The 14,389-nt window shown below is 40.2% G+C and carries 16 protein-coding genes; 8 read left to right on the top strand and 8 right to left on the bottom strand.

Going from position 1 to position 14,389, the window contains the following annotated elements; all coding sequences use genetic code 11:
• Nucleotides 1-10: 10 nt before the first annotated feature.
• Genes VB691_RS18385 through VB691_RS18375 form a run of 3 tightly spaced genes read left to right on the top strand, consistent with a single transcriptional unit; the run spans nucleotide 11 to nucleotide 3,001 of the window.
• Nucleotides 11-577: a nicotinate-nucleotide adenylyltransferase gene (locus tag VB691_RS18385; protein ID WP_323292971.1), complete on the top strand. Its 567-nt coding sequence runs from the start codon at nucleotides 11-13 to the stop codon at nucleotides 575-577.
• On the top strand, nucleotides 574-1,296 hold the full coding sequence (locus VB691_RS18380) for an NUDIX hydrolase (protein WP_323292970.1): 723 nt from the start codon (nucleotides 574-576) through the stop codon (nucleotides 1,294-1,296). Before VB691_RS18385 ends, VB691_RS18380 begins: the two co-directional genes overlap by 4 nt.
• A 16-nt stretch (nucleotides 1,297-1,312) precedes the next feature.
• Nucleotides 1,313-3,001: an NAD+ synthase gene (locus VB691_RS18375; RefSeq protein ID WP_323292969.1), complete on the top strand. Its 1,689-nt coding sequence runs from the start codon at nucleotides 1,313-1,315 to the stop codon at nucleotides 2,999-3,001.
• Between the two features lie 26 nt (nucleotides 3,002-3,027).
• Here the strand turns inward: VB691_RS18375 and VB691_RS18370 are convergent, their stop codons facing one another.
• A complete protein-coding gene (locus VB691_RS18370; protein ID WP_323292968.1) occupies nucleotides 3,028-3,396 on the bottom strand; it encodes a DUF1823 family protein in 369 nt (122 codons plus the stop codon).
• Between the two features lie 55 nt (nucleotides 3,397-3,451).
• Here VB691_RS18370 and VB691_RS18365 point away from each other — a divergent pair, with 55 nt between their 5' ends.
• Nucleotides 3,452-4,369: a DMT family transporter gene (locus VB691_RS18365; protein WP_323292967.1), complete on the top strand. Its 918-nt coding sequence runs from the start codon at nucleotides 3,452-3,454 to the stop codon at nucleotides 4,367-4,369.
• Nucleotides 4,370-4,443: 74 nt separating this feature from the next.
• On the opposite strand, the gene VB691_RS18360 is transcribed toward VB691_RS18365, so the two are convergent.
• Nucleotides 4,444-4,803, bottom strand: coding sequence for a rhodanese-like domain-containing protein (locus VB691_RS18360; RefSeq protein WP_323292966.1), 360 nt, complete (start codon nucleotides 4,801-4,803; stop codon nucleotides 4,444-4,446).
• 269 nt (nucleotides 4,804-5,072) lie between these two features.
• On the opposite strand from VB691_RS18360, the gene VB691_RS18355 reads away from it, so the two are divergent.
• The gene (locus VB691_RS18355) at nucleotides 5,073-5,300 is read left to right on the top strand and encodes a hypothetical protein (RefSeq protein ID WP_323292965.1); all 228 of its coding nucleotides are present in this window, start codon (nucleotides 5,073-5,075) and stop codon (nucleotides 5,298-5,300) included.
• Between the two features lie 120 nt (nucleotides 5,301-5,420).
• Here the strand turns inward: VB691_RS18355 and modA are convergent, their stop codons facing one another.
• Nucleotides 5,421-6,203 carry a molybdate ABC transporter substrate-binding protein gene (gene modA / locus VB691_RS18350; RefSeq protein WP_323292964.1) on the bottom strand — a complete coding sequence of 261 codons (783 nt, stop codon included), beginning with the start codon at nucleotides 6,201-6,203 and terminating at the stop codon, nucleotides 5,421-5,423.
• Nucleotides 6,204-6,385: 182 nt separating this feature from the next.
• Entirely contained in the window at nucleotides 6,386-6,595 is a 210-nt protein-coding gene (locus VB691_RS18345) for a TOBE domain-containing protein (RefSeq protein WP_323292963.1), read from the bottom strand.
• A 547-nt stretch (nucleotides 6,596-7,142) separates the two neighbouring features.
• Here VB691_RS18345 and VB691_RS18340 point away from each other — a divergent pair.
• The 3 genes from VB691_RS18340 to VB691_RS18330 all read left to right on the top strand — a co-directional run bounded on the left by VB691_RS18340 (nucleotide 7,143) and on the right by VB691_RS18330 (nucleotide 10,115).
• The gene (locus VB691_RS18340; RefSeq protein WP_323292962.1) at nucleotides 7,143-8,300 is read left to right on the top strand and encodes a Re/Si-specific NAD(P)(+) transhydrogenase subunit alpha; all 1,158 of its coding nucleotides are present in this window, start codon (nucleotides 7,143-7,145) and stop codon (nucleotides 8,298-8,300) included.
• Nucleotides 8,301-8,397: 97 nt separating this feature from the next.
• Nucleotides 8,398-8,685: an NAD(P) transhydrogenase subunit alpha gene (locus VB691_RS18335; RefSeq protein ID WP_323292961.1), complete on the top strand. Its 288-nt coding sequence runs from the start codon at nucleotides 8,398-8,400 to the stop codon at nucleotides 8,683-8,685.
• A 2-nt stretch (nucleotides 8,686-8,687) separates the two neighbouring features.
• Entirely contained in the window at nucleotides 8,688-10,115 is a 1,428-nt protein-coding gene (locus tag VB691_RS18330) for an NAD(P)(+) transhydrogenase (Re/Si-specific) subunit beta (protein WP_323292960.1), read from the top strand.
• A 108-nt stretch (nucleotides 10,116-10,223) separates the two neighbouring features.
• On the opposite strand, the gene VB691_RS18325 is transcribed toward VB691_RS18330, so the two are convergent.
• Genes VB691_RS18325 through VB691_RS18310 form a run of 4 tightly spaced genes read right to left on the bottom strand, consistent with a single transcriptional unit; the run spans nucleotide 10,224 to nucleotide 14,325 of the window.
• Nucleotides 10,224-11,621, bottom strand: a complete 1,398-nt coding sequence (locus VB691_RS18325; protein ID WP_323292959.1) for a hypothetical protein — start codon at nucleotides 11,619-11,621, stop codon at nucleotides 10,224-10,226.
• An 18-nt stretch (nucleotides 11,622-11,639) separates the two neighbouring features.
• Nucleotides 11,640-12,188, bottom strand: coding sequence for a type II secretion system protein (locus tag VB691_RS18320; RefSeq protein ID WP_323292958.1), 549 nt, complete (start codon nucleotides 12,186-12,188; stop codon nucleotides 11,640-11,642).
• Nucleotides 12,145-12,927 carry a prepilin-type N-terminal cleavage/methylation domain-containing protein gene (locus VB691_RS18315; protein WP_323292957.1) on the bottom strand — a complete coding sequence of 261 codons (783 nt, stop codon included), beginning with the start codon at nucleotides 12,925-12,927 and terminating at the stop codon, nucleotides 12,145-12,147. Before VB691_RS18315 ends, VB691_RS18320 begins: the two co-directional genes overlap by 44 nt.
• Before the next feature lie 3 nt (nucleotides 12,928-12,930).
• Nucleotides 12,931-14,325 (bottom strand): hypothetical protein, encoded by a 1,395-nt coding sequence (locus VB691_RS18310; RefSeq protein ID WP_323292956.1) that lies wholly within the window; start codon nucleotides 14,323-14,325, stop codon nucleotides 12,931-12,933.
• Nucleotides 14,326-14,389: the final 64 nt, after the last annotated feature.

Genomic DNA, 14,389 nt, shown 5'->3' with positions numbered 1-14,389 from the left:
GTGACCTAACGTGACAAAAATTGCTCTATTTGGAACCAGTGCAGACCCCCCAACAGCAGGACATAAATCCATTATTCGGTGGTTATCTGATCATTATGATTGGGTTGGGGTTTGGGCTTCTGATAATCCTTTTAAGGAACATCAAACCTCTCTTGATCATCGGATAAAAATGTTGCAATTATTAATTGATCATATTGAACCAACCCGTCATAATATTTATCTTTCTAAAGGGTTGAGTCATCGCCGCAGTTTGATAAGTGTGGCAAAAGCTAAGGAAATTTGGGGACAAAAAGCAGACTATACTTTAGTAATTGGATCTGATTTACTTAAGCAAATTCGTCAATGGTATCATGTGCAAGAATTGTTAGCTGAGGTGTCTATTTTAGTTGTTCCTCGGCCTGGTTATTTGATTAATGAATCTGATTTACAAGCATTAGCAGAATTAGGGGGAAATTATCAAGTTGCTGATTTAGATGCACCTGCAGTTTCTTCTACTGCTTACCGAAAACATCGAGATGAAGATGTCTTAATTCGTCCTATTCAAGATTATATTCATCAAGAGCAATTGTACCCATGAGTTTAGACAAGAATCAGTTGATTTTAGAAGATTTCAAAGTTGGGGTTGATAATGTTATTTTTTCCATTGATTCTCAACAAAATCGCCTGTTAGTTTTGCTGGTTAAAAGAGAGGATGAACCCTTTCTTAAAAAATGGGGTTTACCAGGAACTTTAGTGCGACAAGGTGAATCTTTAGAAGATGCAGCCTATCGCATTTTGTCGGAAAAAATACGGGTAAATCATCTGTATTTAGAGCAATTATATACCTTTGGTGGCCCCCATCGAGATCCCAGGGAATTACCTAATAGTTACGGAGTGCGTTATTTGTCAGTAAGTTATTTTGCTTTAGTGCGTTTTGAAGAAGCAGAATTAATTACTAATTATCATCATAATACTGCTTGGTATATGATGGAAAAAATACCAGAATTAGCCTTTGATCACAATGAGATTTTGAATTATGGTTATCAACGCTTACGCAGTAAATTAGAATATAGTCCCATTGCCTTTGATGTGTTACCTGAGTTGTTTACTTTGAATGATCTCTATCAATTTTATACCACTGTTTTAGGAGAGAATTTTGCTGATTATTCTAATTTTCGCTCTCGTCTTTTAAAGTTGGGATTTTTGATAGATACGGAAAAAAAAGTCTCAAGAGGTGCGGGAAGACCAGCTAGTTTATATCGATTTGATGCGGAAGTATTTGCCCCTTTAAAAGATAAGCCTTTTGTCTTTATTTAAACCCTAATTAAACATTATGAAAATTGCGATCGCTCAACTTAATCCGATTATTGGAGATCTGTCTAATAATGCCCAAAATATTGAAAAAGCTGCTCAATTAGCTGTTAATAAAAATGCTCGTTTGTTGCTTACTCCTGAACTTTCTTTGTGTGGATATCCCCCTAAAGATTTAGTCTTAAATCCCAGTTTCATTGAGAATTTATCGATTGAATTACAAGCATTAGCGGTAAAAATACCCCCAGGATTAGCTGTTTTAGTGGGAACTGTTACTAAAAATCCTAATGCGAATATTCGGGGAGAGAAACAGCTTTTTAATAGTATTGCTTTATTAGAAAATGGGAGTATAAAACAGGTTTTTAATAAGCGTCTTTTACCGACTTATGATGTGTTTGATGAGGAGCGTTATTTTGAAGCAGGAAGACAGAGTAATTTTTTTGAATTATTGCCTAATTCTCAAACTTCTCAAACTTTAAAAATTGGGGTGACAGTATGTGAGGATTTATGGAATGATGAGGAATTTTGGGGAAAAAGAAGTTATGAAGATAATCCGATTCAAGACTTAGTTAAATATGGGGTTGATTGTATTGTTAATTTATCGGCTTCTCCTTATAGTATTGGTAAGCAAAAGGTCAGAGAAGCAATGTTAAAACATAGTGCTGAAAGGCATCAAATCCCCATTATTTATACTAACCAGATTGGAGGAAATGATGACTTGATTTTTGATGGTAATAGTTTTGCTGTAAATAGAAAAGGAGAAGTAATTTTACGAGCAAGAGGCTTTCAAACGGCGGTTGAAATTGTTGAATATAATCAAAATAATCAAGATTTAGATCAGAGTTATATGGCTGAATTTTCTCAAACAGAAGAAGAAGAAATTTGGTCAGCTTTAGTTTTAGGAGTGAGAGATTATGCTCAAAAATGTGGCTTTTCTCAAGCTATTTTAGGGTTAAGTGGGGGCATTGATTCATCCTTAGTTGCTGCCATTGCTGCTGAAGCTTTAGGGTCAAAAAATGTCTTAGGAATCTTGATGCCTTCCCCTTACAGTTCTCAACATTCAATTATTGATGCTGAAGCCTTAGTTAACAATTTAGAAATTAACAGTTATACTCTACCCATTGGTGAGGTTATGAAGTCTTATGATAGTCTGTTAAAACCTTTATTTGTTGGGACAGAATTTGGAGTTGCTGAAGAAAATTTACAGTCAAGAATTCGGGGTAATTTATTAATGGCCATTGCTAATAAATTTGGACATTTATTACTATCAACCGGAAATAAATCAGAAATGGCTGTGGGTTATTGTACCTTATATGGAGATATGAATGGGGGGTTAGCGGTGATTTCAGATGTGCCTAAAACCCGTGTTTTTGCCCTCTGTCGCTGGTTAAATCGTCATCAAGAGTTGATTCCTCATAATGTCTTAATTAAGCCCCCTAGTGCCGAATTAAAACCCGATCAGGTGGATCAAGATTCTTTGCCACCTTATGACATTTTAGATGAGATTTTAGACCGTCTAATTCATCATCATCAATCTATAAAACAAATTGAAGCAGCAGGGTTTGATTATGCTATAATTGACAAAGTAGTTAAATTAGTAACTCGTTCTGAGTTTAAGCGAAAACAAGCTCCTCCAGGATTAAAAGTAACGGATAGAGCTTTTGGAACGGGGTGGAGAATGCCTATTGCTAGTCGCTGGAAATTGGATTAAATTAAATTGATAATTAACTTAAAAAATCATTGACTTCCTATGACTAAATAGCTTAATAACCAATTGGCCATGGTTGCGCGACGGGTATCTCTAGGTTCAAAAGTACCAATTTTATAACCTTGAAAGCCTAATTTTTCTTTAAGTAGTTGTTTATTTTCCTTGGGAATGGAACGAGTTAATTTAACGGTTGGAGGTCGATTTTCAATGAAGTTTGGGGGTTCAGGATAGTCTTGTTTCCAAGATTCTTCGACTGCTGTATTATCCCAAGTTTGACTTGCTTCATCATAACGATATCCTAAATAATACCAAACTAATTGATTGACAGTCTCATCGTCAATTTTTTCATCAAGAATGGCTTGAATGGTGTCAGTATTGAGAGGAGGTAAGTTGCTCATGATGCTGAAAATAGTAAGATAATTAGTTAGATCTAATATAACGTTTTAGGTGAAAATGCGATCGCCTTCTTCTTGGCAAGTTAGCTTAATTCTTGTGATGGGTGTGTTGGCGGTTTCTACGTCGGCGGTTTTTGTTCGTTTAGCATTAGCCGCAGGGGGAACATCTGGGGTAGGTTTTAGTTTATTTTTAGCAGCGTCTCGATTGATTATTGCCTCTTTTTTATTGCTTCCTGGTTGGCGAAAGATTCCTAATTTTCAAGAAACTTCTACTGCTTATTATTATGCCATTGCTGCGGGATTTACGTTAGCATTTCATTTTGCTACTTGGATCACTTCTTTATCATTTACTTCTATTGCTGCGTCTACAACCTTAGTCACCACTAACCCTATTTGGGTTGCTGTTTTATCATGGCTTTGGTTTAAAGAAATACCAACAAAAAAGACAATTTTAGGCATTATTATTGCCTTGATTGGGGGAGTTTTTATTGTTATTGGAGATGGGACAAATTCAGTCGCGGCAAGTAATCCTTTTTTGGGTAATGTTTTAGCTCTAGTTGGAGCTTTAACTGTGAGTCTTTATTTCCTTTTAGGACGAGAAGCACAACGGCATGGCTTAAGGGTTAGCAGTTATATTGTCATCGTTTATACCATAGCTGCTTTGATACTTTTTCCCTTCCCTTTAATCATTGGTTCTGGTTATTTAAACTATCCTACTTCTGTCTACTTTTATGTGTTATTGATGGCTATTTTTCCACAATTAATTGGTCATACTGCCTTAAATTGGTCAGTGCGTTGGATTTCTCCCATATTAGTCACTTTAGTTATTCTATTTGAACCTGTTTTTGCTAGTTGTTTGGGGTTCTTTCTGTTTGGAGAAATGCCAACAATTTTAGTATTAGTTGGCGCAATTATTTTGTTATTGGGAGTTGCGATCGCAGTTATTGGTTCTCAAAAAAATGATCAAGTAGCTTAACAAAATTTTAACGCCGGAAACTAAGGTTTCCGGCGTGATACTTCAGAGTTTATTTGTCAGTTATTCTCTGTTAATTAAGCAACAATACTAGAGTTCCCTTCAATGGGAAAACCGAACTTTTTCCAAGCAGCTAAACCACCGATTAATTCTCCGACATTTTGATAACCTGCTTTTCTCAGCAAGCCAGCTGCTGTTGAAGTTTCTTCGTCGGTAGAACCGTAAACATATATATCCCGTACAGATTCAAGATTTGACAAAGCTCCCTCCACCAGTTGATTGAGTGGCAAAGAGACGGCACCCGTAATGTGACTGATGTTAAAAGCATCTCTAGAACGCACATCAATAAGGGTGAATGCTGGTTCACCCCAATCAAGACGCTCCTTCAAGTCAGAGACGCTAGATGTCGATTTTAAAGGCTTTGGAATGATAATCATAATTATTGTGTGTGTGTTTGCTTCCTCTACAGTGTAACAAAATATTAACTGTCTGTAAAGTTTTATTGCATTGCTCTTGACAGCAATTCGACCTAAAGCGTTCTGTCACGCCATTCTGATCCAATAAAAAAATCTTTTTCTATACCATGCTAAAAGTGTATTGTCAAACACTTGTCAAAATACGTTACATTTGTTAACATAGATTTATATAGGGCATCGCCAATCAAGGTGATCGCCGTTTGTGACCTAATCAGATGGAGTGAGTGACCATGAATCAGCAACAAACTTGGACAGCCTCTTCCAGAAAAAAGACAGGGGAAAAGATGAGCTTATTGGCTTTACTGTTTTTTATGATGGGAGCAGTAAACGTTTATGGGTATTTACAAGGAAGTGATAACCAAGTGACATCATCAACAACCACGGATGGAAGTCGCCTCTTAAAAGTCGTTATTTTGGCGATGGTGGTTGCCGGAATGATTGAATTTGTGGTTAATTAGATTTAAGATATTATCGATGATGTTTGTGACGATCCCCTGTTAAAAATAAGGGGATATTAATATTTTTATCGACTAAAACCAGGTGAATAATAGCCCTTCGAGAAAAAGTGACTTGCTTGCCTAATTATTAGGTATAGTAAACCCATATTCTTCAAAGACTTTTTTACCCTGATCGCTCAATAAAAAGTCAACAAATTTCATTGCTTCTTCAGGATTTTTGCTGTCTTTAACAACTGCAACCGGATAAACAATGGGAGCATGGGAACCTTCCGGTGCTGTTGCTGCTATTTTCACTTTATCTGAAATTTTAGCATCGGTTCCATAGACAATTCCTGCATCAACATTTCCCGTTTCTACATAAAATAGAACTTGACGAACATCTTTAGCAAAAACCAATTTAGAGGTTAATTTATCGAAAGATTTTAAAGAAGTTAGGACTTCTTTGGCATATTGTCCAGCTGGAACACTTGTCGGCTCACCTAAAGCAATTTTATCAAGATTAGCATTACCTAAAGTTTCAAAAGTCAGAGTTTCTTTGAAGTCTTTAGGGGTGACTAAAACCACTTGATTCTCTAAAAGATTTTTGCGTGTTTCTGTTAAAATTAAATCTTTTTGTTGTAGGGCATTCATTTGTTTAGGGGCAGCAGAAATAAAAATATCTGTTGGCGCACCCTGTTCAATTTGCTGTTGTAAAGACCCTGAAGACCCAAAATTGTAGACAATATCAATATTAGGATTTGCCGTTTGATAAATAGGTTGAATTGCTTTCATAGCATCCTGTACACTGGCCGCCACAGATACAGTTAACGTCACTTTAGGGGTATCTTTTTGATTAGAATTAGAGGCAGTACAAGCAGTTACAAAAGCCGCTAAACTTAAGGCAATAAAGTGTTTTCTTTTCATGATTAATTTCTCGCTCCTTAACAAATCTTACAAAAAAACATGGCTCAATTGATTTAGAAGCTATCTTAAGAGCCATGTTGAATGAAGTGACGAAAATTTAAAGAAAACTTAAGAGATCAATCATTAATCAACTAAGTTTATCAATGAACTTCTTTCCTGTCGAAGATATACTGAAGTTGATATTATTCAACCCCAAACATCACATCACTGGCTTTGATGACAGCATAAGCTTCTTTTCCTTCTGTTAAACCTAGGCTTTCAGCAGATTCTTTAGTGATCATGCCACTAATTTCCACCCCAGGAGCGACTTCTATGGTGACAATTGCATTAACACTACCTAGTTCGACTTTCGTAACGGTTCCTTTAATGGTATTGCGTGCGCTACTTTGCATTATGCGTTCTCCAATGACTTGAAATTGAGCAAGGCTAATCATAACATATTAGATCCATGCTTTGTTACCTGCTAATGGTCTGATTTTTTCTTGTTAACTCCCTCAACGAATAAGACCTTTTAAAGAATAAAATCGCCCTTTTCTTGAAGGGTAATCAAGTTTAGAAATCATGACAAATTTTAAAATTCATCAATTAATCGTAATTTTGGGTTACAAAAGACACAGTTAAGATTTAATTAAGTTCTAAAAAATCATCAAAACCCTAAATTATACTAAGTAAATAAGGAAAATTAGCTCCCCTAAAACAACTAAGTCAATCCCTGACTGTCTAGCTGTTAGACATCTCAAAAACTACCAATTCAGGGGAAGGAAAAGCCCAACTCAATCCGTGAATCGCCTGAGTAAATTTACTCATGAATTTCTGGTTAATTTTGAAGAAAGACAGAAAAAACAAAGAAGAGTTTAAGGTTTGTTGTTAACCTACAGATAACCCTGAAAATAGTAACAACGCTTTTTAACTCATAACGCCAAGAAAGGAAGGTTAAACATGATAAAAATCGCAGTTCCGAAAGAAAGTGAATTAGGAGAATTGCGAGTCGCCTTAGTTCCCGATACCGTCGCCCGCTTCGTCAAGTTAGGGTTTGAAGTATTGGTGCAGACTGGGGCTGGACTTGCGGCCCATTTCACCGATGCTGAATACGAGGCAGCCGGAGCGCGCATGATCAATTCTCCCAGTCAGTTATGGGGAGAAGCCGAGATCCTATTAAAAGTCGCTCCTCCGGGAGAACAAAACGGACAACCAGAACTCAACTGGCTCAAACCAGGGGCCATTCTCATCAGTTTTCTCAACCCCTTGGGCAACCCAGAAGGCATTCAGGAATTAGCTCAGCGGAAAATTACTGGCCTCAGTATGGAATTAATCCCCCGTACCAGCCGCGCCCAAAGTATGGATGCGTTATCTTCCCAAGCCAACATCGCGGGCTATAAAGCGGCCCTCATTGCGGCAGCTTCCTTACCCAGACTTTTTCCGATGATGACGACTGCGGCGGGGACTATTCCTCCTGCTAAAGTGTTAGTCGTTGGGGCGGGAGTCGCCGGGTTACAAGCGATCGCCACTGCCCGTCGTCTTGGTGCCGTAGTAGAAGCCTTTGATGTGCGTCCTGCGGTTAAAGAAGAAGTGCAAAGTGTGGGAGCCAAATTTATTGAAATTCCCATCGAAGAAGACACAGCCACCACTGGAGGTTACGCCAAAGAAGTTGGCAAAAGTACCCAGGAGCGTATTCGAGAAGTTCTCACCGAACACATCAAAAAATCTGATGTGGTGATCACCACCGCCCAAGTCCAAGGCAAACGGGCCCCTCTCATTGTCACCGAAGAAATGGTCGGGGAAATGAAAGCTGGTGCGGTAATTGTCGATCTCGCGGCGGGACAAGGTGGAAACTGCGCCTGTACCGAACCAGGTAAAGACGTATATTACAACGGTGTCACCATTATTGGCCCCCTTAACCTCCCTGCTTCCCTTCCCATTGATGCTAGTCAAGTTTATGCCAAAAACCTGCTTACTTTGGTGAAATACCTCGTCAAAGATGGGGAAATGAATTTGGACTTTGAGGATGACATCATCGCCAGCACTTGTGTCACCTTCAACGGCGAAATTCGCAACCCCAAGGTTAAAGAAGCTCTGGCTACCTTAGTTGAAGCATAGAAATAAGTAATAAGTAATAAGTAATTAATTTCTAACTTTTTACGTTTAACTTGTTACTTTTTAGTTTGATTTACCGAAGTTAGGAGTATGATTATCGATGACGACAGGATTATTAATTGGTTTAGTGGTGTTTGTCTTAGCCTCTTTTGTGGGGTTTGAGGTGATCAATAAAGTTCCCCCCACCCTTCATACACCACTGATGTCTGGGGCGAACGCAATTTCCGGTATTGCGGTAGTGGGTGCGTTACTTATTGCCGGCCCCAAGGAATGGAATCTTACCGTTATTTTAGGCTTAATTGCGGTGGTATTGGCTACCATCAACGTCGTGGGCGGTTTCTTAGTCACCGATCGTATGTTGCAAATGTTTAAGAAGAAGGAGGCCTAGACATGAACGATACCTTATGTACTGATGTTCTTTCCGGCCTCACCACTGCCATAGAACTTACTTATTTAGTCGCTGCTGCCCTATTTATTGTCGGGTTAAAACAACTGGGATCACCTGCTACGGCCCGTCAGGGTAACATTATTGCCGCAGTGGGGATGTTATTAGCAACGGTAGCCACCCTGATTAATCAAGCGGTGTTGAACTATGAGATGATCCTCATTGCCATCATTATTGGTTCAATTATTGGGGCTATTACGGCTCAAAAAGTAGCTATGACGCAGATGCCCCAAATGGTGGGTATTTTCAACGGCTTAGGGGGTGCAGCTAGTGCTTTAGTTGCTGTGGGTGAATTTTGGCGTTTACTTGATGCTGGTGGCCCCATTCCCTTTGATGCCACCTTGGTCGCTATTTTAGGGGTATTTATTGGGGGTGTTACCTTAACGGGTAGTTTACTGGCTTTTGCTAAGTTACAAGGGTTAGTTAGTGGCTCTCCTGTTACTTTCCCCTTACAACAGCCTTTTAATATCCTGTTGTTCCTCTCCTTCATTGTTGCCAGTGTTTATCTTTTCTTTAACCCGGCCAACCCTGCTATTTTCTTGGCATTAGTGGCGGTTTCTCTCCTCTTTGGGGTATTATTCGTTCTGCCTATTGGCGGCGGCGATATGCCCGTTGTTATCTCCCTCTTAAACTCTTTCTCAGGTTTAGCAGCCAGTGCAGCCGGGTTCATTTTGGTGAACAATATGCTGATCGTCGCGGGTGCTTTAGTGGGAGCATCGGGTATTATTTTAACGCAAATCATGTGTAAAGCCATGAACCGTTCCTTATTAAGCGTCTTATTTGGGGCGTTTGGTAGTGCTGGTGGTGCTGTTGCAGGTGCTTCTGGTACAGCGACGGATAAGGTGGTACATTCTATTGATGCCGAAGAAGGGGCCATGATGTTGGGTTATGCCCGTTCTGTCGTGATTGTACCAGGTTATGGCATGGCTGTGGCTCAAGCGCAACATACCGTCAGAGAGTTGGCTAATCAACTGGAAAAAATGGGTGTGGAAGTTAAATATGCCATTCACCCCGTAGCAGGACGGATGCCTGGACACATGAATGTTTTATTAGCAGAGGCTAATGTTCCCTATAACCAATTGTATGATATGGACGACATTAACCCTCAATTTGAGCAAACTGATGTCGCCTTAATTATTGGTGCTAATGATGTGGTTAACCCTGCGGCCCGTCATGATCAGAGCAGTCCTATCTATGGAATGCCTATCTTAGAAGTAGACAAAGCTCATCATACTATTGTCATTAAACGGGGGATGAGTGCGGGGTTTGCGGGCGTAGAAAATGAATTGTTCTACGATGATAACACCATGATGCTTTTTGGTAGCGCACAAGATGTCGTCTCTAAATTAGTGGCTGAAGTGAAGCAATTGTAATTGGTTTTTTTAGCTTAATTTTGATGTTTACCTCCCTGTTTAATCAATAGGGAGGTATAATTTTGACACTCTCACCGTTAAGGCTGCGCCTGTTTACTGTTAGCAGCCCTACTGAGACAGATTCACCAAAACAACAGCATCATTGTAGAGTGGATCACCTTGAGGAATAGAGGTTCTACTAACGGGATCATAGGAATCAAACTCAAATTCAAAGAAATAAAGAACTTGGTTGTCAGCTAACTTTAAGGTGTTTCCATCCCCTTGCAATAATCCATTACTATTCAAGATACTTGCGACTTTTCCTCGTGCAGTGGCATCAGTAATAATGGCATCTAACTGTAGATATTTGCCGTCGTTGGAAGCGTATTTAACATTAGGTTGGGTTGGAGAATATTTATTCGTAAGCTCAATAAATTCAACAAACGTACAGCCTCCATTTTCAGCCACGGTTACGATAGTTGGTTTGTCTTCTTCAACATCAGCCGGCTCATTAGAACCAGTTCCCGTGACTGGAGTCCCAATGAGTTTAGTCAATCCAAGATCAACCTGAGCAACCGTCGTTACAACCGTTTTCGGATCGGCAGTTGGCGGAGGTTCATTTATGCAGGGAATATCAAGGCTTAATACTTTTATTTGTAACTTACCCTTTTCTTTTGGATTAATCGTGTTGTCAGGATCAACATAAAACTTGGGAATATCTTGTCCATTACTGCCGACTATTTCTGAGCGAGCAAAGGCTTGAGTTGTAATTTGATAGCTGGTATTAAAACGAGAGTTATTTTTACCAGAAGCAACCGTTTTCAGTTGTTCAAAAGTCGTCCCATAAATATTTAATTGGGCCAGTTGTTTATCTTCTCGGACACAGGCAAAAAATCCTTTCACATCAGCTTCTTTTTGGGGAAGACGATACCATTCTTTACCTTGAGCAGTGGCAACATAGGTGTTAGGACTTTCTACCTCAGGGGGTAAGTTTCTACATTCTTTTTGCTTCGGATCTAAGGCTGTTAACATCATGTCAACTAGGGGTTCATTCTGCCATTTACTTGTGTCTGATTTTGTATCATCGTTGTATGTACCATCGTCCTTAAAAGATGGCCCCCAACGAGAAAGAACTGCCGGCCCGCGCCAAGGCTTTTTCGGATCAGCATCTTCGATATAATAAACAATTCGTTGAGTCACCCCTGGTACTTTGAGCATCAGAACTGGAGTTTTACCTGTTGTATTAAAATCAGGGGCATAGAGTTTAAAATCAATAGGCTCTAATTTTGTTTCAATTACCGATGCCCCACGAACTTCTTCGGAGATAAATTCAGCGGCCCGGTTCATATCATATTGCATTTCTGAGGTGGCATTAGCGACTTTATTTTCCCGTAAAATGTTGACTAAACCCCATCCGGCCGCCATAACAACCACTAAGGTTAAAGCAGCCGCAATCAGTAATTCTGCTAAGGTCCAACCAGCAGAAGAACGTTTTTTTTGTAGAAGTTGTAAATAAATTTTGATCATGATTTTCCTTTGATGATTTTATATGGATGTTTGACAATTATCTGCTGTGACTGATGAGGAAGTATCCCCCTTATAGACACCTTTTCGCATAATTCCTAATCCCGGACTAATCACTAGACATTGTTTTTCGTCTGTTGCTTTAGCTTTCTTTGGTTCAACGACAATGGTTCCTGGTGCGGTTGTGGTACCTTTAAAAGAAAAGGTGATACCACTATCAAGCTTGGAGCCTATTTTCATAACAACACCGTCAGGTAATTTCCGATTTGTAGACACTAAACAACCAGTATCTGAACTAGAAATCGTTGGGGGATCAGCATCTGTATTGAGGGTTATGGTGCATTGTTTTGACAGACGAATCGCCTGTTTTTGAGAATCTTGTAATGAACTATAAACTTGATCTAACCCTTGTTGAACTTTGTCCCCTTGTAGCATACTCATGAGACTAGGTGCGCCGATCGCGGCTAAAATTCCTGTAATAACAACAACGACCATAATTTCGATCAAGGTCATGCCTTGATTAGCATTACTTTTTGCATTCCGCAACCGCAGCAGGTATAACCTCTGCATAATTTTCAGCGATAATGGAGGTTTTGCCACGGGCATCATCAGCCAATAGATCTCCGTCCTCGTCCTTGGTTTTTCCTGGTACATGGGGTTCTCCAACTCGATAATAAACTTGTAAAACGTTGTATTTAGTCGCACTGTCAACGGTAGTGATACGAACCAGACGATAGGGTTTACTGACTAAATTATTGGGGTCATCAGGGTCTGCTGCATTACCACTGCGAACAACTTGCATGGTGGCAGCTTTGTTGGTGGTGGTTCTTTTAGAATCTTTTACCGCCACAAATGAAGGATAACCATTGGTGGCATCAAATTCATGATTTCCTTTATCATCTGTTTTGTATCGTTTGAAACTTGCCACGTTGACGGAATAAGTATCAGGATCATCATCCCCACTTAACTCATCATTTAATTTAGTGTTTAATTGCCCCCCAAAAAGCTGAGTCGCATTAGCCGGAACAGGCAGCAACACACAATAACCTACGCCCAATGCCATTGAGTCAAGGGTCATAGCACTAGCTTCTGCTTGCAGTTTTTCGAGATCTTCTTGAATCCAAAAATTGGCTTGGGCTTGTCGTTCGGCTTTAACTTGCATGACAGTGTTAATGGTCATGGCCTGTAGGGTTCCCATTAAAAAGGCCGAAGATACTAAAATGGCCACTAACACTTCTAAGAGACTAAACCCTTGGTTTTTTTGGGGTTTGACTTGACGAATAATTAGATGAAACAGTAGTTTATTCATACCTTACCTCTCATTACGTTGCCATGTGGATGAACTGGATAGCTGAGGGGGAGTATTTTTGGGCTGTAACCCTAAATCTTCCCATCGGGCGGTTTGCACAACGGCGGTATTGCTGGTATTGGAGCCGCAGGATTTGCCATTTGACCACTCATTAGCCCAAATTGTCCCTTTTATACCTCCTGTTCCTCCTCCGGTTCCGGCAGTGCCGACGGTGTATTCAGGGGCAAAAATAAAGGCTTCAATTCGTTTATTTCCAGCAGTACAAATGGTGTTGGTGTTGTCTCCATAGCCGAAAATTTTGAAATCTGTCGGTTTACATCCACTTATAGGATTCCCAGAAACATCGTTACAGCTATGGGTAATATTACTGTTACTCTTAACAACCATGCTGCCTTGGAGGTACAAGGTGACTTGTTTGCCTGGGGTTACGGTTAAGGAGTGGGAACCAGAATCAAAGTTTATTTGATCAACCTTATATTCATAGACCTGTACACTTTGTCCATTAAGGGTTTTGGTGGTGTAAGTATCTCCGACTCTGGGTAAGGTAATATTGCCAGATGTGGCCGTCAGAGAACCGTCTTTATTTTCTCCCATCACCCCAAGATAAATGGCAGTGTCAGGAATCTCAGGAAGATCAGGAAATTCCAGGTTAGTATGTTTGGCTTCGTAAGGTTCTCCGGTAATGGGATCAGTTCCCTTGACGTTTACAGTGTCGAGGGGAGCATCACAGCTACCGAGTAAGACATCGCCTTCTATACCGTTGCCTCCTGTAGCATCAGGATCATCGGCTAACCAAACCCCAGGCACATTGGTGTTTTCAACGGGGCCAGGGGAAACGGGAATATTTACTTCGAGTTGGCTGGTGGCTTCAGTCAGTTTGTTACTGGTGCGAACCCTTCCTTCAACAGTTAATTTCCCAATATTTGGGGCTTTACCAGGGGTGGGATAGTCATATTTGAGTAATCGATAATCTCCTTGCTGGGGGTTATCGGGGTCAATGGGCTGCCATTCTTGTTTGAGGGAGACATCCTCAACGTCTGCGACTTCTCCACTCTCACAGACAGTTAATTTGGGGATATTTGAGATATTGGCCCAACTTTCTTTGGTTCCGCTATCGGTACAGTTACCACTACTATCTCTACCAATACAGTCGGGATACATGGCAATGTAGCGGTTATCGTTCATCAGGGAAGTAATACGGGTGACACCGACTTCAGCGGCCCCAATGCCTTCTGAGGTGCTTTGTTGCGCTTTAACATAACTGCGGTTGGCTTGGGATTTTACTAGCATGATGGTTCCTGCTAACATCATCACCACACCCAGACAAAGGGTAAAGGGAAGGGCAAAGCCTTGATTATTAGGGCGATTGAGTAAAATTAGTTTAAGTTTAGGATTCATTGCTATACCTGGGAATGAATAACCGATAAGGGGATAGGATCACCCCTGCTTAGGCATTAAGTCA

The sequence above is a fragment of the Crocosphaera sp. XPORK-15E genome (assembly GCF_034931425.1).
In the GTDB taxonomy this organism is placed as follows: Bacteria; Cyanobacteriota; Cyanobacteriia; order Cyanobacteriales; family Microcystaceae; genus UHCC-0190.
The sequence above is the reverse complement of the archived record's forward strand: the minus strand, read 5'-3'. Positions and strand labels throughout refer to the sequence as shown.

Coding starts and splice junctions, on each gene's coding strand:
- VB691_RS18380 (WP_323292970.1), top strand. CDS start 574: ATGAGTTTAGACAAGAATCAGTTGATTTTAGAAGATTTCAAAGTTGGG.
- VB691_RS18375 (WP_323292969.1), top strand. CDS start 1,313: ATGAAAATTGCGATCGCTCAACTTAATCCGATTATTGGAGATCTGTCT.
- VB691_RS18370 (WP_323292968.1), bottom strand. CDS start 3,396: ATGAGCAACTTACCTCCTCTCAATACTGACACCATTCAAGCCATTCTT.
- VB691_RS18365 (WP_323292967.1), top strand. CDS start 3,452: ATGCGATCGCCTTCTTCTTGGCAAGTTAGCTTAATTCTTGTGATGGGT.
- VB691_RS18360 (WP_323292966.1), bottom strand. CDS start 4,803: ATGATTATCATTCCAAAGCCTTTAAAATCGACATCTAGCGTCTCTGAC.
- VB691_RS18355 (WP_323292965.1), top strand. CDS start 5,073: ATGAATCAGCAACAAACTTGGACAGCCTCTTCCAGAAAAAAGACAGGG.
- modA (WP_323292964.1), bottom strand. CDS start 6,203: ATGAAAAGAAAACACTTTATTGCCTTAAGTTTAGCGGCTTTTGTAACT.
- VB691_RS18345 (WP_323292963.1), bottom strand. CDS start 6,595: ATGCAAAGTAGCGCACGCAATACCATTAAAGGAACCGTTACGAAAGTC.
- VB691_RS18340 (WP_323292962.1), top strand. CDS start 7,143: ATGATAAAAATCGCAGTTCCGAAAGAAAGTGAATTAGGAGAATTGCGA.
- VB691_RS18335 (WP_323292961.1), top strand. CDS start 8,398: ATGACGACAGGATTATTAATTGGTTTAGTGGTGTTTGTCTTAGCCTCT.
- VB691_RS18330 (WP_323292960.1), top strand. CDS start 8,688: ATGAACGATACCTTATGTACTGATGTTCTTTCCGGCCTCACCACTGCC.
- VB691_RS18325 (WP_323292959.1), bottom strand. CDS start 11,621: ATGATCAAAATTTATTTACAACTTCTACAAAAAAAACGTTCTTCTGCT.
- VB691_RS18320 (WP_323292958.1), bottom strand. CDS start 12,188: ATGCAGAGGTTATACCTGCTGCGGTTGCGGAATGCAAAAAGTAATGCT.
- VB691_RS18315 (WP_323292957.1), bottom strand. CDS start 12,927: ATGAATAAACTACTGTTTCATCTAATTATTCGTCAAGTCAAACCCCAA.
- VB691_RS18310 (WP_323292956.1), bottom strand. CDS start 14,325: ATGAATCCTAAACTTAAACTAATTTTACTCAATCGCCCTAATAATCAA.